The sequence below is a fragment of the Pseudoalteromonas sp. Z1A8 genome (assembly GCF_011378855.1).
Lineage (GTDB): Bacteria > Pseudomonadota > Gammaproteobacteria > Enterobacterales > Alteromonadaceae > Pseudoalteromonas.
Genome location: NZ_WTLB01000026.1, coordinates 21866 through 42159, shown reverse-complemented (window position 1 = coordinate 42159; position 20294 = coordinate 21866). Strand labels below are relative to the sequence as shown.

Sequence of the window (20294 nt, the reverse complement as noted above, 5' to 3'; positions counted from 1 at the left end):
TTAAAGCTCATAAAAATCAGCTGTTTTCGTTTAAATGCTGACCGATGACAGCCAATATTTTCTCTTTCAAATCTGCCGCTTGAAAGGTGCCTTTTACAAGGTAACCTTTAACAAAATCGTGTGACATTATTATCTTTTTTTCTTCTTCTCTTTCTGATGAGCTAAACATCATAACCACACAAGAGCTGATTTCTATCATCTTCCTTAGTTTAGAAAATTCCTCTAAAAATTGGATCCCATTAACTCTTGGCATATTAATATCTAAAAATATGAGTATGGGAGGAAATCCATCAGGGTATTCTTTTCTGTTAGCTTCATAGTTTTCGAGGAATTCTAATGCTTCTTGACCATCTTTTTTTTCAAAAATTGTAAGCTCTAGTTCGGCTTCTTTTATTAGTCTTTTAAGAATGTAGCGATCAACTTCATTGTCATCGACAATTAATATTGGGGGTTTAATTTTTGTCATGTTAACTTATCCATTGGTATTATTATTTTAAACGCTGTACCTTCAGCAGAACTTTGCAGCGATATTTCACCATTCAAATATTCAATATGTTTTTTAACCAGCGCCATCCCTAAACCAGAGCCAGTGCTTGTGTCTGCATGAAATCGTTTGAACATATCAAACACTTCACTTTGATGCTTTTGTGGTATTCCAATCCCGTTATCTGTAACAATAATAATAAAATTTTCCTGTTCGTTAAAAATATCACAGTGAACAAAAGGTGCATCTTTATCTCTGTCGTAATATTTAAGTCCATTTGATATCAAATTTTCAATAATTTGAGCAAAACGCGCTTTTTCCGACCTTATAGGTACTGATAGATTAATTGTTGTTTCGAGCGTACAAGGATTATCTTTCATGAGCCAAGACAGTCGTTCTTTCATATCAATAATTAACTGATTAAAGTCAATTACATCTTTATCTTCATTACCAATTTCAGCTTTCGCTAACAGTAAAATATCAACAACAAGTGTTTCTAACTTTTCCATTTGTTGATAAATAACCAGCGCATTTTTACTCGCCTCTTCAATATCTCCTGCTTTTATATCTTCAATAACAAAATGTGCCAGAGACTTAGCCCCAGATAATGGTGATTTCAGGTCATGAGATGCCCGGTAAGCAAACTGAGCAAGTTCATCATTTGCTTGCTGCAGAGAAGCCGTTTGGCTGTTTATAATTTCTTTGAGCTCAATGCTGTTTTCAATATTTAAAAGATCATTTTTAATACGCTGCCTCGCCGCTATCACTAATGCTTTTAATTCACCCGACGTTTTTATTTCAAGTTCATCATCTAGATTAATATTGCTTTCGGGTTTACTAGATAAAAGCAGGGTTAGATTTCGGATAGAGCTAGATATAGTGCGAGAAAGATACGTTATAAAAATAATATTGAAAAAAGATATAATCAAAACAAGGGGTATTAGCGTCATCAGTATAAACGATACTGTTTTTCTGATTGGTTCTTCAAACAGCTCTGAACTTTTATTAAAGCCATTAAGTGACACATTTAGGTTTAGTAAAAAATCATCTCTGCTCAACTCACCCTTTTTATATTGATCAACTGACAATAAAGCTTTATCTGCAATTTTAATATCGTTTTGACAGATTGTTAGCATGTGATCTGTGTTAATAGCTTTCATAATAGCAAGATTTAATGGGTTTATTTCGTTAATACATTCAATCGGTTGCTGCCTGATTAACAATATATCTGACTCGATAGTGTTTATATCTATGGGAATATCGTTTTCTATTTTGTTAACTGACTTGGTAAGTTGCTGAGCATATTTTAAGTGAAGAAAATTAAGTTGGTGAAACTTAGCCCCCTTTGCTATTTCAAAAGCTGAATAAATAGTAATACTTACTTCTGCTGCAGTTAAAATGACAATAAGCATCAACTTTCTGGAGATATTCATGTGCGACACCTATTTTTAGCTACTAATTATTATTTTTATGCATGACACTATATTAAATATAGTATTCATAACCTTAGGTATAGCAGATTTATTTTTTTTTACTAGGTAGCCTATAAATTTTGATTTTATTTAGAGGATTTAATCACAGCATTAAAAATTGTAATATTCAAAGCTAAATAACAGTACATATTTAGCTTTACTCAATTTTTGATAAAAGCTTCTTTGTTATTTTTTTGCCACTACAAAGCGTACGCAGGTAGTATAAATGCTTCTAAAAATGCTGGTGTATTGGCAAATACACCAGCAGCTAAATACAAAATTTTGTTAAGTCATCCCATATTTAAAAAGTGTATTAACATGCAGCATTTTTTGAATGAAAAATATAGGCTCGTGTGTGGTCGTACACTAGGTTAAAAGTAAAAGCGTAAAGGGTTATAAAAAAAGTTACGCCAATATCCATTATTAATGCTTCCCATAAGCCTACTTTTAAAATGATTGCCATCACGGGAATAGTAAAAACAAGTAACCCGCCTTGAAATAAAAGCACGTGAAAAATACGAAATAATACAGAACGTTGCTCTTTTGCACCGGTAGCTACTTTGTCAAAACACCAATTGAAAATAAAGTTCCAACACATAGCAATTGTCGCAACAATTATCATAGTGCCCGATAAAGCCCCAATTGCATGATCTGTAAATAGTGCTAAACCTAAAATTGATAACGACACGGCTAAAATCTCAAACAAAACAGCCTGAAATACTCGCTCTGTTGCCCCCATTTTCTCTGTCATAATGTCCTCTTTTATCTATTAATATTTAAGTGTAGTGATAATGACAGATTTATTTAGTTACAAAAGTTAGCAACTATCACCTATAGTGATAAGATGAATATATAGTTCTAGGACGTGTTGATCATTGGTGGGTGAATTTGCAGCAGTATGTTTGGTTTTTAGGCAAGGCAGAGCCTATATAGTGTGGTTATTCCCCATAAATAGGTGATAACGCAGCATAAAGACCAAACATGCGCTGCCCTTTGGGTTCTTTCTAGGGGCGATTAACTCTTTGTTGCTCGGCTTTTACTTAGCCCACTAGGTTACAAACCTCGCGCCGTGATTTAATCGCCCCTAGATTGAACAAATTTCAATCCACAAAGATCAACACGCCCTAGATAAAGTAGAATAAAATGTACAGCTTAGAGCAACTAAAAATATTTGTAAGCGTAGTAGAAACCGGCTCTTTTTCAGCAACAGCGCGAAAGTTAAAGCGTGCGCAGTCGGGTATTAGCCAAGCTATTTCTAATCTTGAAATCGCAATAGATCAAACATTGTTTGACCGCAATAAAAACACTCCCACTTTAACAAAAAGTGGAAAAACCTTGCTACCGGTGGCTTATTCAATACTGCAGCAACAAACTTATTTCGATCAAAAAGTTGAGTCTCTTGCTAAAAACAACGAGCAAGACGTAGTAATTGCGATTGACGAGAGTATAAGTAATCACGGAATTTTAAAAATAATAGCCCCACTTGCACAGCAGTACCCTATTACAAACTTTGAGCTAATATCAGCTACTACGTTTGATGTAGAAGAACTTATAAAAACAGGTAAAGCGCAAATAGGCATCATATATAGTGATGGTGAATTAAAGATAGATATGGACTTTTTTTTGCTAGGCCAAGCTCGATTTTTAACGATTGCGTCACCGCAACATGCGCTTGCTAAACTTAATAAAGTAAATAGCAGTGACTTAAAAGCACATAGGCAATGTGCTCACCGTAGCCTTAATCAATCAGAGTTATGGTTTAGCTATGCTATAAGCGCTAAGGTTTGGTACGCCAATACTCATCAAACACTTATAGATTTGGTAACACAAAATGTGGGCTGGGCGTTAGTGCCTGAGTTGGCAATAAAACAACAACTTAAACAAGGTGACCTTGTTGCTCTTCCTGTAGTACATGAGCAAGGTGGTTGGCTAACGCCTTTAGGCTGTGTGGTATCAAGAAGTAAACCTACAGGCCCAGTTACTGAAAGTTTACTGACCCTTTTACAGCAACATTTTTTAAAAGAAGGTAATTGGAAAGCTAAAGTTTAACAGCACTCACACGGCGTTATATTGCGAGCTTCTTTTTAATCTTAGTTTGCCACTCAAGCGCAAGCTCGGGTAGTTCAAGTGCTGCTAGTAATACGCTTTCATAACCTGGGTATTGTTTATCAAAAAACGCCTGGAACAACATTTTTACTGAAATGTTATGCGTTGCTTTTTTCTCAATAGTCACCGCATCACCGGTTTTAGCAATGCCTTGTTCAAGCACTCTAAAGTAAACACCGGTGTGGTAATACTGAGTAAACAGTTTTAGGCTTTGTTTATTATTAAGTGCAATAGCCAATTTAAAGCACGGCACACGAGGCTGACTTACTTCAAGCAGTGCAGTACCAATGCGAATATGATCGCCTATATGTATATTCGCTTCATCAAGGTCTGTAATCGTGAAGTTTTCACCAAATATGCCACTACTTAAATTTTCGTTTTCAAGAGTCTTCTGCCAATACTCATAATGATTGTGCGAAAACGCATATACTGCTTTATCCGCCCCGCCGTGGTTAACTAAATCAGCTTGCTCGTCACCTATAATGTTTAGCTTTTCAATCGCTACAGGTTCGTTAGTTGGGGTTTTGAATATTCCCGTTTTCACCTCTTTACCATTATGAATAAGAGTTTTAATTTTAGAGATATTAGTCGAGATGATTTTCATATAAAACCTTTAATGAATACTTTAAATAGCCTAAAAATATATTACTACCTAAACCTTCCGTTTTATAGCGATTAGGAAGAGCTCAACACTAAATACAGCAGCACACTAACAGGTAAGCTCATAATAAATACATAGCCATAAAAAAAGGCGATGCCACCCGCTGAGGTATTATCTACGTCACTGCTTACAATAGCGCCACCTATAGGAATAAGTAGAAATATATTAATAAGTGTACATAAAATAAATGCATCCCCAAATGCAGGAATAAATGACGCAGCAACGCACAAAGCCAGCACGAGCATATTACTCAATCCATCTTTTATTTTTCGTTTTCTTTCAATGACCTTTATAATTAAAGCACTAAAAATCAACCCCAGAAAATAAAGTGAAGGCCAAAATTTTTCATACCCGTTTTCAACTATAAAGTGACCAACTAACCAGTCGAAAAAACCTGCTATCAAAAGAAATGAAACTATTGACGTTAGGATAGCGCTAGTATTTATTTTTCTAGCTATTACATACCTAAAATTTAGCAACAACGATAAAACAAGTGACACTACAGTAACAATAAACAGTAAAACGAATGCATTCCAGAAACCTTCTGCGGATAGATATGCAAGACTTGGCGTAACACCTAACGCAAGTTGATTAATTGGCTTATTTTCTGATGAATATTTTGCTTTGGCATACAAAGCAAAGTAAATACAGAACGGTTGTAAAAAAATAGCTAATAGTAAGAGAGTGTAAATTTTCATCATTCATCCTTGATGACAAACTGAACAATTTTTATAAGTCGCTAATATATAATAAAGTTAAAATTAGAAACACTACAAAAATGGGAGTAAGTATATAAAAAAGAATATTTGATATGATTTTGTATTTTTCTCTGAAGCTAAGCAAGCTATTGTACTGCGCCCTAAAAAATGGAAAAGTAAAAAAAGATCTAAAAATAAACCATAATACTAAGCTGCAGTGCAATTTTATTTCAAACCAAAACTGTTCAGGCTCAATATTTATAGAGTGACCAGCAGTGCTTTTTCCACCTATCGACCAGCCTGTTATGAGCTCTAACATAATAGCTAAAATTAATAGAGCCGCTACCCAAAGTGCAGCGGACTCTAATGACTCTCTTTTTGAGATAAATTTTGAACGCATCTTTATTCACACATTACATTTATGGCTACTTTTCCCATTTGCCCAGCGCTTGTTTGTCACTTTGTTTAAACTCAACCCAGTTTGATGAGTCTTTAAAGTGCTCTTTTTTCCAAAACGTGGCGTGGTTTTTTAAATAATCCATTATAAATTGTGCGCCTTCGAACCCGGCTTGTCGATGGCGGCTGGTCACGCCTACAAATACAATTTGCTCGCCAAGTGCTAAGTAACCAACGCGATGAATAATGCATATTCTCGCCAGTTGCCAGCGAGTTTGTGCTTGCTCTGCAATAGATTGAAGAAGTTGCTCGGTCATACCAGGGTAGTGCTCAAGCTCAAGTGCAGTAACGTTATCGCCACTGCTGAACTCTCTTACCAAACCTGTAAAGGTGACAACAGCGCCATCGCTTTTGTTATTACTACAAAGCGTATTGTGCTCGTCACCTACATTAAAATCATCGGTTTGTACTTGAATATGTATGCTCATTAGCCACCTGTAACTGGCGGAAAAAAGGCAAGCTCATCCCCCACTTTTACTATTTCATCACTTGATGACATAGTTTGGTTAAGCGCAGCAAGTAGCTCTCGCTCTTCCAGCCACGGTTGCCAATGTGGGTATTGACTCACTAATTTTAATTTAAGTTCTGAAATACTAAGTGGTTGGCTAATCTCAAGACTTAATTTACTGCACTTTAAGCGCTCTTTTAGTTGCCCAAAAAACAATAACTCTACTTTTCCGGCGCTAGGTAAAACATCGTTTGGATTAATCGCGCTGCCAACTGCCATTTTTGCCCCCAGCTTTTTGAGTAACCCGCATGCCACTAATTTCCATTAGTGGATCGGCTGCTTTACACATATCAAACAGAGCAAGTGCAGCAACAGAGACCGCCGTTAGTGCTTCCATTTCAACCCCAGTTTTACCGGCAAGTTTGCAGTAGCTGGTTATTTTAATTTGGCTGTTAGCTTCATCAAGTTCAAAATCGACTGCTACTTTACTCAGTGCAAGCGGATGGCAAAGCGGAATTAAATCGGCGCACTTTTTAGCGCCTTGAATACCTGCAATACGTGCAACGCCTAACACATCGCCTTTTTTATTTTGATTAAGCATCACTTGTTCAAAAGCAAGCTTACTCATGCTAATAAAGGCTTCAGCTGATGCATCACGCAGGGTAACGTCTTTGAGCGATACATCAACCATATTCGCTTGGCCGTTTTCGTCTACGTGGCTCAACATACTATTGCTCACGCGATTCACACTTTTTACCAATGGTAATGTGCGGTACAAAGTTACACGGTTTATGCATTGAATTAAGTTGATCTTTTATAATGCCTGTCCACGCTGTTTTACATGCGCCAGTAGAGCCTGGCATACAAAAAATAACCGTATTGTTAGCAAGCCCTGCCAATGCACGCGATTGAATAGTTGAGTTACCAATTTCGCCGTACGATATATGTCTAAATAGCTCACCAAAGCCATCTACGCTTTTATCAAACAGCGGTGCAAATGCTTCAGGTGTTGAATCACGTTCAGTAAAACCTGTACCGCCAGTTACTAAAATAGCGTGAATGGTGTCATCTGCTATCCACTGCGATGCAATAGCGCGCATTTGGTAAACGTCATCTTTTACAATTTCTTTATCGGCTAAGTGATGACCCGACTCAGTGAGCACTTTAATTAAGTAATGACCAGAAGTATCGGTAATCGCATCGCGCGTGTCGCTTACGGTAAGTACCGCAATGTTTAAAGGTATTTGTGTATCGCTTGTGTGGCTCATAATGTTCTTCTCAATTGGTTAATGCTTTGGTCAAAATGCTCATTTACAGCTTTAAATTGCGCCGGTGTATTGGTGTTTATTAATGCATGCGCTTTATTACATAAAAGCGTTTGCACACCAATGCTTTGGGTAAACTGTTTTATTGATTTATGACTGTTTGCGTTTGTGAGTATGTGTTTTAAATGATTTTTTACACTGCTTGTATTACGAATATACAGCGGTAGTGGTTCATTTTCAAAGTGCCAAGCATGTATTTGTGACTGATTTAATTGATTGCTCACACTTTGTACGTTATTTGTCTGAGAAGCCAGCACTATTGTGCTTAGTAAACTGCTAGTAAGTAGTGGCATATCTACCGCAGTAATAAGTAAGTCGTGCTCGGTGGCTATTAATGTGGAGTAAATTCCGCCAAGGGGGCCGCTATTTGGGTATATATCTTTAACGTACTTTTCTGAGGGATAATCGCTCGGTGAATAATGGCTAGATGACTTGGCTGAATTTGTAACATTACGGCTTATTAGTATATTTTTAGCACCTGCGTCTTTTAATAAATCACACGCATTTTGCAATAGCGTTTTATTTTTTAAAACTAAATCGGCTTTGTCTGTGCCCATTCTTGATGACTTACCACCAGCCAGCACAACACCTGTAAAATCTCGCGCAACTTTTGCTTCCACATTAGCCACCTAACATAGCTAAGTGAGTTGTCGCACCTGTTAAGCGTTTATCTAGCTCATGGCTTATTTCTTTATTGCCCATAGCAGCTTGAATTGCTTTTACGGTCGCTGCAGTATCGTCCTCGTTTAGTAGTTCGCGTAAATCTATACCTTGTTCGGCAAACAAGCATAAGTGTAATTTACCCAGCGCCGACACTCTTAAGCGATTACAGCTTTTACAAAAATCTTTACTGTACGGCATTATTAAACCAATACGACCATCGTAATCAGGATGACAAAATTCCTCAGCGGGTCCGTTTAGTTTCCCCCTAACGACTTGTAACCAGCCTTGGTCGAGTAATTGGGCTTTAACCGTTTGCCCACTTAAGTGGTTTTCTTCAAAAAAGGTTGCGCCGTCACCTGTTTCCATTAATTCTATAAAGCGAACCGTAATTTTGTGGTGTTTTACCCACGCTAAAAAATCCTTCAATTGGTTTTTATTAAACTGCTTGGCAAGCACTGCATTTATTTTTATGTCTTTTATGCCCAGCTCTACCGCGCGCTCAATCCCTTTTAAAATAAGGGTAAGTTTGTCGTGCCCTGTTATGAGTTTAAACATACTCGGATTTAAACTATCAATGCTGACATTAAGCGCATCAAGCCCTGCTTCTGCAAATTCATCAATTTTATTTAATAAATTAAACCCGTTGGTAGTAATAGCTACTTTTTCTATGCCTGGCGTATTTTTACAGAGCTTTATAATATCGGTTACGTCTTTTCGTAAGCATGGTTCGCCACCTGTAATGCGCACTTTTTTAGTACCTAGCTCTGCAAACGCATTTACCAGCGTGCTAATTTCGTTTTTATTTAAAAAATTACGCGGCGTATCGCACTGATACCCGTTTGGTAAACAATAACTACAACTAAAATTACATACATCGGTTATTGAGAGGCGCAAATAGTTAAACTGCCGACCAAATTGATCATTAAGCATATGCTTCCTTTTTTCTTTACATTACAACCGCAACGTCAATGCTGCTAGAACCTGCTTTGTAATGTTGTTTTATTAATTGGCTTAATTGTGTTTTACACGAACCACAATTCGTTCCACATTTAAGTTCAGACCCCAATTGCTCGACTGTGTTTGCACCGTTTTTAATGGCGTTTATAATTGGCTGCTCTCTTACTTTAAAGCAGCTACACACTTGTGCACCTTGGGTAAATTCTTCATCGGGAGTTGCATAAAGTAGTGACTGTAATTGGGTAAAAGTCAGTAACGGCTCTGCAAATAGATGATTTATCCACTCAAGTGATATTTCTTTTTGCTCGTTAGAAATAACACCAACAAACGCTAGTTGATCGTTTTGAATACATTGCACGTGCATGGCTTTTGCCGTATTCATAGCCGACCACTGCCCTTGTAAACCAGTTAAGGTTTGGCAGTAATACAGTAAATCACTTTGTGGCTCATTAAGCGCCAATTGGTAATTAAAGCAATTGCTTGCATTAACTTTGAGCCAAAAATCACTGTTTATAACAAGTTCGTTTTTAGCAAACAGCTGCATATATTGCACAAAGGGTGCTTTAACTATATTAACAGCGCCGTGTTTACACTCAGCCTGACCAGATATCGGATCAACTACCGATTGATACAACCCACTTACTGTTGCTGATGACGCAAATTGCTTATTCCAATGAATAGGCATAAAGCATTCACCTTTTCGCACGGCATCGGTTACTTTTGCATGCGCGGTAACCTGCCCAGTTTGGGCAATTGCACTTATTAAATCGTTTTGTTTAATTGCTAATTTACTGGCATCAAGCGGATTAATTTCTATGTACGGGCGTGTAATATGCGATGAAAGCGCAGTGCTTTTTCCCGTGCGGCTCATGGTATGCCATTGGTCGCGTATACGACCCGAGTTCATTACAAACGGGTAATCACTTGATGTTTTTTGCACCGGTAATTGCGGCGTTATGGCTATAAAGCGTGCTTTTTTATCAGCGGTGCTAAATTGGTTATTTGTAAAAACCTGACCATTTTTATAAGGCTGATTTTTAACAACAGGCCACATAATGGGTTTTAAATTATCATACTGATTTTGTGTGAGCCCAACTAAACCAGAAAGATTTAATAATCGGCTGCCGTTATTTTCAAAGTCGGTTAATTGTGCCCATTCTTCAAAAATGCCACTTGGGTCTGTAAAATCAAAACCTTCAAAGCCCATTTTTTTAGCAACACTGCACATAATTTGCCAATCGTTTTTAGCTCCTGAATAAGGCACTACTAACGGGCGCTGCCTTGATATTCTGCGCTCTGAGTTAGTTACTGTGCCGTTTTTTTCGCCCCATCCGGTTGATGGAAAAGCTACATCGGCAAATTTTAACGTATCACTTTTTGCAATACAGTCAGATACAACCACCAGTTCGCAAGTCTCTAATGCTTTTTTAATAGCCGCGTTATTAGGCAAGCTCACCATTGGGTTTGTTGCCATTATCCATACGGCTTTTATTTTACCTGCAGCTATTTCATCAAACATATCGATGGCATTACTGCCTGCTTTTTTAGCGATAGTTGGCGATAACCAAAAGCGTTGCACAAGTGATTGATGCGCTTCGTTTTCAATATCTAAATGCGCTGCTAACTGATTAGCCAAGCCACCTACTTCGCGCCCGCCCATCGCATTGGGCTGCCCCGTAATCGAAAACGGACCGCTACCTGGTTTAAGTAATTTACCAGAGGCTAAATGTGCATTAATAATGGCGTTGCATTTATCTACACCTGAGCTTGATTGGTTTATCCCCATTGAATAAAAGCTAATCGCACTTGGGCTGTTAGCAAATAGCGCGTAAAACTCAATTACTTGCTCAATTGCTATATCGCAAAAGTCGCTAACCGCCTCACAGCTCCATTTTATTGCCTCTTGCAGTGCGCTTTCAAAGCCGTTTGTGTGCTGAGCAATAAATTGCGTATCGAGGTAGTTATGCTCATTTAAATAATTAAGCAAACCGTTATAAAGCGCGGCGTCACTGCCTGGTTTTATATTTAAAAATGTGTCGGCAAGCTCAGCGGTGTCGGTTTTACGCGGATCAATAACCACTACTTTCATATTTGGATTAAGCTGCTTTGCACGCTCCATTCGTTGGTACAAAACCGGATGCGTCCATGCTGCATTAGAGCCAATTAAAATAAGCAGCTCAGTTTGCTCTAAATCCTCGTAGGTACACGGCACTACGTCTTCACCAAAAGCGCGTTTGTAACCTGCCACAGCAGATGACATACACAGGCGCGAATTTGTATCAATATTGCCTGAGCCTATGTAGCCTTTCATTAATTTATTAGCGATGTAGTAATCTTCGGTAAGTAACTGCCCAGACACATAAAAAGCCACCGCATCGGGTCCGTGCTTTTGTATTATGTCGTTAAATTTATTGGCAACATGGTCGGTTGCTTCATCCCACGTGGCTGCTTGGTTATTAATAAGGGGCGACGTTAAGCGATTATCACTGCCTGTTGTGTCGAGCAAATGCGTGCCTTTTACACATAAACGACCAAAGTTTGCGGGGTGCTCTCGCATGCCTTCAAGTTTGGTTGGCACATTATTAAAAAGTGAAATATCAACACCACACCCTACACCACAGTAAGCACATGTTGTTTGTTTTAAACTCGTTTTATTTATAGTTGGTGACGTATTTGCGGTTGCCATACTGCTCTCTTTTAATGTGCTTTAATTAGTGTGCTTTAATTTATGCGGGCTGTTTTATAGGCTCATTAAGCGTAACTACGTTAATAGTGTTACTTGCTTTAGCGAGTGCGCTGCTTATTACGTTTTGAACGAGTTTTTCACAACCACCACAGCCTGTACTGGCTTTGGTGTTTTGCTGCACACTTGCCAGATCTATGCAACCTTTAGCGACTGATTGTTCAATGGTGTGTTTAGTTACTTTATGACAAGCGCAAATAATGGCGTCATCAGGTAAGTCGTCGGCGCTTAGCTCTGCTATGTCGCCTGCAAGAGGCATAATGAGTGCTTCCGGCGCAGTGGTAAGTTCAATGTCGTTTAAGTGATATTGCAGCAAATTGTCGTAATCGCTGGTATCGCCAACAAGTACTGCGCCAATCAGCTTATTGCTTTGTGAATTAGTGACTACTTTTTTATAAATACCATTGGCTTGGTCTTCAAAATAATAGCTTATTGCGCCTTCGCTGCGTGCATGTGCATCGCCAATAGAGCCTACTTCAACACCCATTAATTTAAGCTTAGTGCTCATATCGGCACCGCTAAATTCATCGGCTTTGTTATTTGAAGAAATGGCTTGCTGCGTACTTTTTTGGACATCTTGTAAAATATGCCCAACTGCAATTTTAGCCATGGCATAACCGGGTGCCACTAAGCCAAAAATAAAGTTATTCCACAGTGCGCATTCACCAATAGCGTATATGTTTTTATCGCTCGTTTGGCAGTGGTTATTAATTACAATACCGCCGCGCTCGCCTAACTCTAAATTAAACTCGCGGGCTAAATTATCATAAGGGCGAATACCTGCAGAAAATACAATCATGTCGGTTTCAAGGGTTTTGCCGCCTTTAAAACGCATTTTGTAACGGCAGCTCTCACCTTCTACAATTTCCTCGGTTGCTACTGATGTATGTACAGTAACGCCCAAATCGGTAATTTTGTTTTTTAGTAGCCGACCGCCCCCCGCATCAACTTGTACGCCCATAAGTTGCGGTGCAAATTCTATTACGTGAGTTTGTAAACCCAGTTGCTTTAATGCGTTTGCAGCCTCAAGCCCCAATAAACCGCCACCAATTACCACGCCTACTTTGCTGCCGTGGGCTGAGTTTTTTATTGCGTGTAAATCGTTAATGGTGCGATAAACAAGGCAATGTTCACGATCTTTACCCAGTATAGGAGGTACAAATGGAAATGAACCGGTAGCAAGCACCAGCTTGTCATATTCAAACAATTCTCCTTTAGCGGTTGTTACTGTTTGCGCATCACGATTTATATCAACCACTTTAGAGTGAGTATGAAAGCGTACTTGCCAATCGTCATAGGTTTTATTGCATGTAAGTGCGAGGTCGTCTGCGGTTTTACCTTTAAAAAAAGACGATAGTTGTACTCGGTCATACGCTAGGCGGTCTTCACCGCTCAGTACCGTAATCTCAAATTGCTCATCAGCTTGATTTTGAGAAACCAGCTGCTGCACAAAATGATGCCCCACCATTCCGTTTCCTACCACTACAACACGCTGCTTGCTTAGCATTAAAATCACCTATTTTGTTTGAAGCTATCATTGCGTTGATTAATGCTTCAAACGTATAATTTGTTATAGGATTGTTATAGCAATATGTAAGCCAAATATATAAGTGTTTAAAATCATCAGGTTGACCACATTGGTGCAGAGGTTGAAAGTGTAAATCCCCACAAGATGGTGCAGTTGCACCATCTTGTATCGCTATAAATTAATGAAGAAAATAAGAAGGGAAATTAAATACAACAAGGTATTAGAACTTAGCGCTCATCCATACCCATAATTTTTGAGTATCGACTTTATTTGCAGCAGTATCGCCCGCTGAATAATCAGCGTATTTAGCACCCACTGTGTAGGTTTTATTAATCGGTTTAACGTATTGTACGTTTAGCTCACTGCCTAAATCGTCAACCCCATTTGATTGCTCATTAGCATCAAAACTGTGATAAGCCACCAACCATTTTCCGTCAAACGCTTTACCATTTAAGCTAATGTAGGTGTCGTCCAAGCCTTGTGTGGGTGTGCTCAAAAATGTATCTGCCCAGCCATTAAATTTATGCAACGTGGCAAGTGGTGTTGCAAAGCCGTAATCGCCATTGTCAGAGCCAAGTGACTCTATGCCGACTTTTAATGTTACTGTTTTAATGCCCAACCCATTTAAATCGACAGCGCCTTCAAGTGCATAATAGTCTGCATTAAAATCGGCATCAAAATCACTCACACTTGTTGAAGCAGACTGCGTTGCATACTCCGCTTTGTAATAAAATTTTATGTCGTTTAGAGTTTTATTACCGTTAAAAGAAACGCCATAAGTGTCTAAACTGTCGTCTTGTATAGCATCGTCACTTAATAAATAACTGTATAAAACCACTTTACCGTAGTCTGTTTTAAAGCTTGCATTAATTAGATGATCGGACGATTTAATGTCTTTATCGTCAGCAAATATGCGGTTACGCTTATTTAAATAACTGTATTGTAAATCTATGTTATTAAATGCGTAGTTAATGGTTGCTGCATCAAATGTTTGCCTGTCTTGACGCCAACCTACGTGCCCAACAAAGCGTTGCCGATCAAGGGCTATTACTTGGCGCCCTACTTTTAGCGATAAGCCATCGCGGGCATATTTAACAAAGCCTTGGTCAATTTCAGTGGTTTCGGGGTCTGCAATAACTGAGTAATCGGCATTTTTACCCACTGTGTTGTTGTAATCATCTACGCCAAATAGGCTGCGAGTGTCTTCTACTTCAATAAGGGCTGAAAAACCATTCACCTCATCTGTTTGATGCGTTAAGCGGGTTCTAAGTGTTAAGCCGCTTGCATCTTTTAAGAAATTTTCTTGATCGACGCTTTCAAAACGCAGTCTAAAATCAAGATCGGTTTGCGAAGCTTGGCTTATTGAAGGCGCAGTGAAGCAACCCAGTATAAAAATAATAGGTAAGTTGTTCTTATAGTTAAGCATTTTGGTTCTCTAAGTTTTAATTATTAATACACACACCAAAGCAATAAATAAACACAGCGAAATACATTTCCAGACCATCACTGGATCGCGTTTTAGTATTGAGCTTTTATTGGCGGTACTTTCTAAATAAGGGTTAGGTTTATTGATATCGTTTATAAACTCAGAAAAGGCTTGGTATCTGAGCTCGGGTTTAGGTGCAAGCGCCTTCATAAGGGCTTGATCTAACCAAAACGGAATATCGGCTCTGTATTTACGAATACTTGTGTAGTGCCAATGGCTGTAATCTTTTGGCGCTACGTGGTTAAGTGGCAGTGGTTTGTAAGGCAATTTTGAGCACAATAACTCGTAAGCTATAACGCCAAGTGAAAACAAATCACTTTTAAAATCGGCGTGCATAGTAATGAGTGTTTCGGGTGCAGTATAATCGGCAGTACCTTGCGGGCAATCATCCGCAATTTGCTTAACCGACTCGTCCATAGCCGCAACACTTACTGTGCCGTAATCAATGAGCGTTACTTTACCGTGCGCATCTATCATTACATTATCGAGTTTTAAATCGCGATGTACCATATCGAGTCGCTGAAACGCCCTTAGTGCATGTACTATTTGTTCAATAATACTGCGTACTTGGGTTATTTCTGGGTGCGGCACGTCGTGTTTCCAATCACTGAGTGTTTGCCCGTCCATGTACTCACAAATATGATACAAAAAACGACTTTGCGATTGCGTGCTTAGTACTTTCATCACGTTAAGGTGGTTTATGCGTTGCCCTACCCAGCCCTCTCTTATAAAGCCTTGAAGGTAGTGCACATCGTCTTCAAAATTAACCGAAGGTGCTTTTAAAACCACTGGCGGTATATCGGGGGCTTGTTGCACTAAGTAAATATGCGAGCGACTACTGGCATGCAATTTACGAATAACCGTGTAGTCATCAATTTTTTGCCCCACATTAAGCGCAGGTGGAATTTTACGTCGTGTTAGCGAATGATAAAGCTCATCTAGCTTTTGCTCGGCAATGTTTTCTACTTTTACCAGTAAACAACTTACGTTGTCGTCACTGCCTCGCGCTAATGCAAGTTCGGTAATTGCTTTAGCTGCATTTTCTAAATTAGTGGGCTCTAAATTAGCGTGCTCATTAATTAATTTAGCTATGTCGCTGCTTGGCAGTACATCGTGTACACCGTCGCAGGTTAATATATAAATATCGTCGGTTTTTAGGTCAACTTCGTATACATCTATTTCTTGATGAAGTTGTGCGCCAAGTGCACGGGTTAACGTATCATTTACTTTGTGATCCCGTGTTATCGCCTCTATTTTAGTCCCGCGTAGGCGGGTAATACGCGTATCACCTAAGTGAAAAATATAACCCGTTGCCGACTTTAAAATAAGCGCTGTAAAAGTGGTCATCCAATCAGCTTGGCGCTGACCAAGATGATTGTAATTAACCGATTGCGAATAAAGCCACTGATTTAAACTTGCTAACACCTTCGACACTGACTTTTTAACCGCCCAACTTTCGGGAGTATTTAAATACTCATTTATAAAATGAGTAACCGAAAGTTGAGACGCTTGTTTAGCATTTTTTGCTGATGAACACCCATCTGCTAAGCAGGCAATAACGCCTTTAGACTCTTTTTCTTGCGCTTTGGTGTTAAGAGCAGCAAACGCATCTTGGTTTTCTGCTTTTAACCCTTTAGCGCTGTGCCCGCCAAATGAAACATTGAGTTCATTTTTAAGTGCTTTTGCTTGGAGTGTTTCATCAAACATAATCAATAATGCCTTAAGTTACTGAAATAAGTTCAACGGTGCCGTCTTCATTTACTTCGGTAATATGTCCGTCTGGTTCTTTCATAAAAAACAGCGCGCCTAAGCCAAGTAATGCACTGCCTGCTATAATGAAAAAGAAGGTTTTATAGTCAACAAGCGACAATGCCGTTAAGTAAACCACTGCACCAACATTACCGTAAGCGCCAGTCATACCTGCAATTTGCCCTGTTAAACGGCGTTTAATTAGCGGCACTGCAGCAAATACTGCGCCTTCACCTGCTTGCACAAAGAACGAACACGCCATAGCTGCTACAACGGCAAGCCATAAAGGCCACGATGCGTCTACCAAGCCCATTACAAAGTAACCAACTGCAAGCCCCATCGTAAGTACAATAAGTGTTATACGACGACCTAATTTATCTGAAATCCAACCGCCACCAGGGCGAGATGCTAAGTTCATAAATGCATAAGCAGAGGCTAAAATACCTGCGTACACCATATCAAGACCAAACACATCCATAAAAAACAGCGGCAACATAGAGACAACCGCAAGCTCAGAACCAAATGTTGTAAAATATAAAATATTTAAAACAGCTACTTGCTTAAACTCATAACGATGCGATTCAGGTACCGGTTCTTTAAAAATATGACCATTTACATCAAAGGTTTTATACACTTCGTAAATATAAAGTAGAACTAAAAAAGCATACACAGCAAGTACAAAATTAGCCGAAATTAAGTTAGCACCCGTTGGCGAAAGCTTCCAAGTAAGTAATGCTAATGCGCCGTACATAGGGATTTTCATAATAAGCAGTAATACAAAGTCGCCTTTACTGGTAACTTCCATTGCGCCTACTTTTTTAGGTTTAAAGTATGTGCCGCCCTTTGGTGTGTCGGTTACATTTATGTACCAAATAACACCAAATATAACGCTTAACACACCCGTTAAACCTACTGCATAACGCCAGCCATCTTCGCCACCAAACATAAGTGCAATAATTGGCAATAGCATAGCCGCTGCTGCAGAGCCAAAATTACCCCAACCGCCATAAATGCCTTCAGCTATACCCAGCTCATTAGCAGGAAACCATTCGCTCACCATACGAATGCCTACAACAAAGCCAGCACCAATAAAGCCTAGCGCAAAACGCGCTATTGCGGCTTGCTCAAATGTAGTTGCCATAGCAAACATAAAACATGGAATACTACAGCTAATAAGTAGTGCCGCATAAACAATACGGGGACCAAATTTATCGGTTAGCATACCCACCACAACACGCGCTGGAATAGTTAACGCGACATTTAAAATGAGTAATGTTTTAACTTGCGCCATGGTGATCCCAAGCGAACCCGCTATAGCACCTAACAAAGGAGCATGGTTAAACCATACAAAAAATGACACAAAAAAGACCATCCAACTTAGATGTAATACTTTCATTTTTCCTTTAAAGGATATTAGGTTAAACCCAGAACTCGGTTGCATGTTTATTTTCCTCGTAAACGTATTATTGTTTTACTAATGCCCCACCCTTTTATATGAGTAGCGGCCCAATACTTGTTAAATTTTAGTTAACTCAACTTAGCAATTACTGAGCCACTAATTAAAAGCGATTATTTTCAGTTGGTTATAGGTATTTACTGTTTTGATACGTTATAGTTGCACTATATGAGTGAAAGGCTCTGGGTTGTTAGAGTGCAAATAAAAAGCGTTACCACTTGCTCTTGGATTTAACAAATTGGTATTGTTTATAAAAAGTATGAGAAGCTAAAAAATGCAAAAATCACCGTTAACTTACCAGCAGCAACTGCGCTACTCTCGGCACATTATGCTCCCGCAGCTTGATATAAACGGACAAGAGAAAATATGGCAATCGCATGCTTTAATTATTGGTGTCGGAGGGCTTGGGTGCGCGGTAGGTCAATACTTAGCAGCATCTGGCGTTGGCACGCTTACCTTAGCTGATAACGATGAAATAGACGTTACCAACCTGCAAAGGCAAATACTGTATAAAGAAAGCGATATCGGTAGCTCAAAATGCTGTGCTGCTAAAAAACAGCTTAACGCGCTTAATAGTGAAATAGACATAAACACCATTGAGGCATTTTTTGGTGAAAATACGTCTATCAATCCTCTATTTAATAACATTGATATAGTAATTGATTGCTCAGATAACCTAGCAACGCGCAATGCACTTAATAGCGCCTGTTTTAAAGCTAAAGTTCCGCTAGTGTCAGGCTCTGCAATACGTATGGAAGGACAAGTCGCCTGTTTTACTATGGATGAAAACAGCCATTGTTATGGTTGTTTGTCGCAATTTTTTAGTGAACAAACACAAAGCTGCTCTGAATCTGGCGTGCTCTCCCCTATTGTGGGGCTAATAGGCAGTATTCAGGCTACTGAAGCGCTAAAAATACTTGCTGGTTTGCCAAGTGGCTTAGACAAACACTTATTGCTGGTGGATGGTTTAAGCATGGAGTTTAATCGTTTTAAAATAGCTAAAAACAGTCAATGTGCGGTGTGCAGCATTTAGTTATTCTAGATTACTGATTGTTGTATAAAGCACATCGCCCACTTTAAAGTCGTTTTTGTCCCACACTCGTCTTGAAACCAAGCAATACAATATTTGCCCATCTACATTTAGCGTTAACTGCCACTTATTATTAATAAGCTCAGCCTGAATTAATACCGACTTTAAAACATTGCTATGCGTTGTTTGCTCAGGCTTTAACGCACTAAACGACATTTGCTCACTTTCTATAATTAGCTTACTACTGCTATCTACAAGTGCAGGAAGCACAAAAAGCGGCTGCTCACTTTGCTGTAATTGTAGTTGATATAGCCCGTAGTCTTCATCAAATTTAACCACGTCGTAATTAATTAAGCTCAGCGGTGTTTGCCTATCATTTGCATAAATAGCTTTTGCAACGTGTGCACTTGCACCTTGGTTTATCACTTTCCCTTTATCAAGCTGAATAAGGGTATCGCAGCAAAATAGCAGCTCTTTTAATGAGTGACTTACAATTATAAATTTAATATTAAACTTAACGGCAATATCATTGAGTTTAGTGAGTGTTTTAAAACGCAATGACCAATCAAGCGCACTAAAAGGCTCATCAAGCATTATAAATTTTTGACCGGCAAGCAACGTGCGCGCAAATACTACACGTTGGCGCTCGCCGCCCGATAAGCTTTGTACGTCACGATTTAGTAAGTCTTGTAATTCAAGTGTTTTAACAACGTATTGTAGCGTTAAGCTGGTTTGTTTATTACCGCAGTGTTTTTGTGTAAACGCTAAATTACCTGCCACATCTAAATGAGGAAACAACGGGCAAGATTGCAACTGAAGCGTAATACCGCGTTTATCGCTTGGCAACTCATGCACTGGCTGATTGTTTACATAAACACTTTTTGCAGGCTCTAAACCGCTAATACAACGCAGTAATGTTGACTTACCCGAACCGGAAGGTCCGTAAACACCCAATACATTAAACGACTCAAGCTCAAGGTTTATATCTAAATCAAAATTATTGAGTGCTTTAAAAAGGCTTAACTTAATCAT

20 protein-coding genes are annotated in these 20294 nt (G+C 39.0%); 2 read left to right on the top strand and 18 right to left on the bottom strand.

Annotated features, from left to right (window positions below; translation table 11 throughout):
- Positions 1–16: 16 nt before the first annotated feature.
- From GQR55_RS11725 to GQR55_RS11715, 3 genes are all read right to left on the bottom strand, one after another.
- Positions 17–466 (bottom strand): response regulator, encoded by a 450-nt coding sequence (locus GQR55_RS11725; RefSeq protein ID WP_166420742.1) that lies wholly within the window; start codon positions 464–466, stop codon positions 17–19.
- The gene (locus GQR55_RS11720; protein ID WP_166420741.1) at positions 463–1917 is read right to left on the bottom strand and encodes a HAMP domain-containing sensor histidine kinase; all 1455 of its coding nucleotides are present in this window, start codon (positions 1915–1917) and stop codon (positions 463–465) included. The genes GQR55_RS11725 and GQR55_RS11720 overlap by 4 nt, the downstream gene beginning before the upstream one ends.
- A 352-nt stretch (positions 1918–2269) precedes the next feature.
- On the bottom strand, positions 2270–2707 hold the full coding sequence (locus tag GQR55_RS11715; RefSeq protein WP_206012081.1) for a PACE efflux transporter: 438 nt from the start codon (positions 2705–2707) through the stop codon (positions 2270–2272).
- 392 nt (positions 2708–3099) lie between these two features.
- On the opposite strand from GQR55_RS11715, the gene GQR55_RS11710 reads away from it, so the two are divergent.
- Positions 3100–4005 carry a LysR family transcriptional regulator gene (locus GQR55_RS11710; RefSeq protein ID WP_166420740.1) on the top strand — a complete coding sequence of 302 codons (906 nt, stop codon included), beginning with the start codon at positions 3100–3102 and terminating at the stop codon, positions 4003–4005.
- 16 nt (positions 4006–4021) lie between these two features.
- Here the strand turns inward: GQR55_RS11710 and GQR55_RS11705 are convergent, their stop codons facing one another.
- The 14 genes from GQR55_RS11705 to GQR55_RS11640 all read right to left on the bottom strand — a co-directional run bounded on the left by GQR55_RS11705 (position 4022) and on the right by GQR55_RS11640 (position 18217).
- On the bottom strand, positions 4022–4666 hold the full coding sequence (locus GQR55_RS11705) for an MOSC domain-containing protein (RefSeq protein ID WP_166420739.1): 645 nt from the start codon (positions 4664–4666) through the stop codon (positions 4022–4024).
- Positions 4667–4737: 71 nt separating this feature from the next.
- Positions 4738–5424: a hypothetical protein gene (locus GQR55_RS11700; protein WP_166420738.1), complete on the bottom strand. Its 687-nt coding sequence runs from the start codon at positions 5422–5424 to the stop codon at positions 4738–4740.
- A 28-nt stretch (positions 5425–5452) separates the two neighbouring features.
- Entirely contained in the window at positions 5453–5821 is a 369-nt protein-coding gene (locus tag GQR55_RS11695; protein WP_166420737.1) for a hypothetical protein, read from the bottom strand.
- Between the two features lie 25 nt (positions 5822–5846).
- Entirely contained in the window at positions 5847–6305 is a 459-nt protein-coding gene (gene moaE / locus GQR55_RS11690) for a molybdopterin synthase catalytic subunit MoaE (RefSeq protein ID WP_166420736.1), read from the bottom strand.
- Positions 6305–6604, bottom strand: coding sequence for a MoaD/ThiS family protein (locus GQR55_RS11685; protein ID WP_166420735.1), 300 nt, complete (start codon positions 6602–6604; stop codon positions 6305–6307). Before GQR55_RS11685 ends, moaE begins: the two co-directional genes overlap by 1 nt.
- A complete protein-coding gene (moaC, locus tag GQR55_RS11680) occupies positions 6582–7052 on the bottom strand; it encodes a cyclic pyranopterin monophosphate synthase MoaC (protein ID WP_166420758.1) in 471 nt (156 codons plus the stop codon). The genes GQR55_RS11685 and moaC overlap by 23 nt, the downstream gene beginning before the upstream one ends.
- 1 nt (position 7053) lies before the next feature.
- Positions 7054–7593: a molybdenum cofactor biosynthesis protein B gene (moaB, locus tag GQR55_RS11675; protein WP_166420734.1), complete on the bottom strand. Its 540-nt coding sequence runs from the start codon at positions 7591–7593 to the stop codon at positions 7054–7056.
- Complete coding sequence (locus tag GQR55_RS11670; protein ID WP_166420733.1) at positions 7590–8270, bottom strand: molybdenum cofactor guanylyltransferase; 681 nt, start codon at positions 8268–8270, stop codon at positions 7590–7592. The genes moaB and GQR55_RS11670 overlap by 4 nt, the downstream gene beginning before the upstream one ends.
- Position 8271: 1 nt before the next feature.
- A complete protein-coding gene (moaA, locus tag GQR55_RS11665) occupies positions 8272–9243 on the bottom strand; it encodes a GTP 3',8-cyclase MoaA (protein ID WP_166420732.1) in 972 nt (323 codons plus the stop codon).
- 16 nt (positions 9244–9259) lie between these two features.
- Positions 9260–11956: a nitrate reductase gene (locus tag GQR55_RS11660; RefSeq protein WP_166420731.1), complete on the bottom strand. Its 2697-nt coding sequence runs from the start codon at positions 11954–11956 to the stop codon at positions 9260–9262.
- A gap of 40 nt (positions 11957–11996) precedes the next feature.
- The gene (locus GQR55_RS11655; protein WP_166420730.1) at positions 11997–13520 is read right to left on the bottom strand and encodes an FAD-dependent oxidoreductase; all 1524 of its coding nucleotides are present in this window, start codon (positions 13518–13520) and stop codon (positions 11997–11999) included.
- A 241-nt stretch (positions 13521–13761) separates the two neighbouring features.
- On the bottom strand, positions 13762–14967 hold the full coding sequence (locus GQR55_RS11650) for an alginate export family protein (protein WP_166420729.1): 1206 nt from the start codon (positions 14965–14967) through the stop codon (positions 13762–13764).
- Between the two features lie 9 nt (positions 14968–14976).
- Positions 14977–16734 carry a bifunctional protein-serine/threonine kinase/phosphatase gene (locus tag GQR55_RS11645; RefSeq protein ID WP_166420728.1) on the bottom strand — a complete coding sequence of 586 codons (1758 nt, stop codon included), beginning with the start codon at positions 16732–16734 and terminating at the stop codon, positions 14977–14979.
- A gap of 13 nt (positions 16735–16747) precedes the next feature.
- Positions 16748–18217: a NarK family nitrate/nitrite MFS transporter gene (locus tag GQR55_RS11640; protein ID WP_166420727.1), complete on the bottom strand. Its 1470-nt coding sequence runs from the start codon at positions 18215–18217 to the stop codon at positions 16748–16750.
- A gap of 289 nt (positions 18218–18506) precedes the next feature.
- Here GQR55_RS11640 and moeB point away from each other — a divergent pair, with 289 nt between their 5' ends.
- Entirely contained in the window at positions 18507–19265 is a 759-nt protein-coding gene (moeB, locus tag GQR55_RS11635) for a molybdopterin-synthase adenylyltransferase MoeB (RefSeq protein ID WP_166420726.1), read from the top strand.
- On the opposite strand, the gene GQR55_RS11630 is transcribed toward moeB, so the two are convergent.
- Positions 19266–20294 (bottom strand): ATP-binding cassette domain-containing protein, encoded by a 1029-nt coding sequence (locus GQR55_RS11630; RefSeq protein WP_166420725.1) that lies wholly within the window; start codon positions 20292–20294, stop codon positions 19266–19268.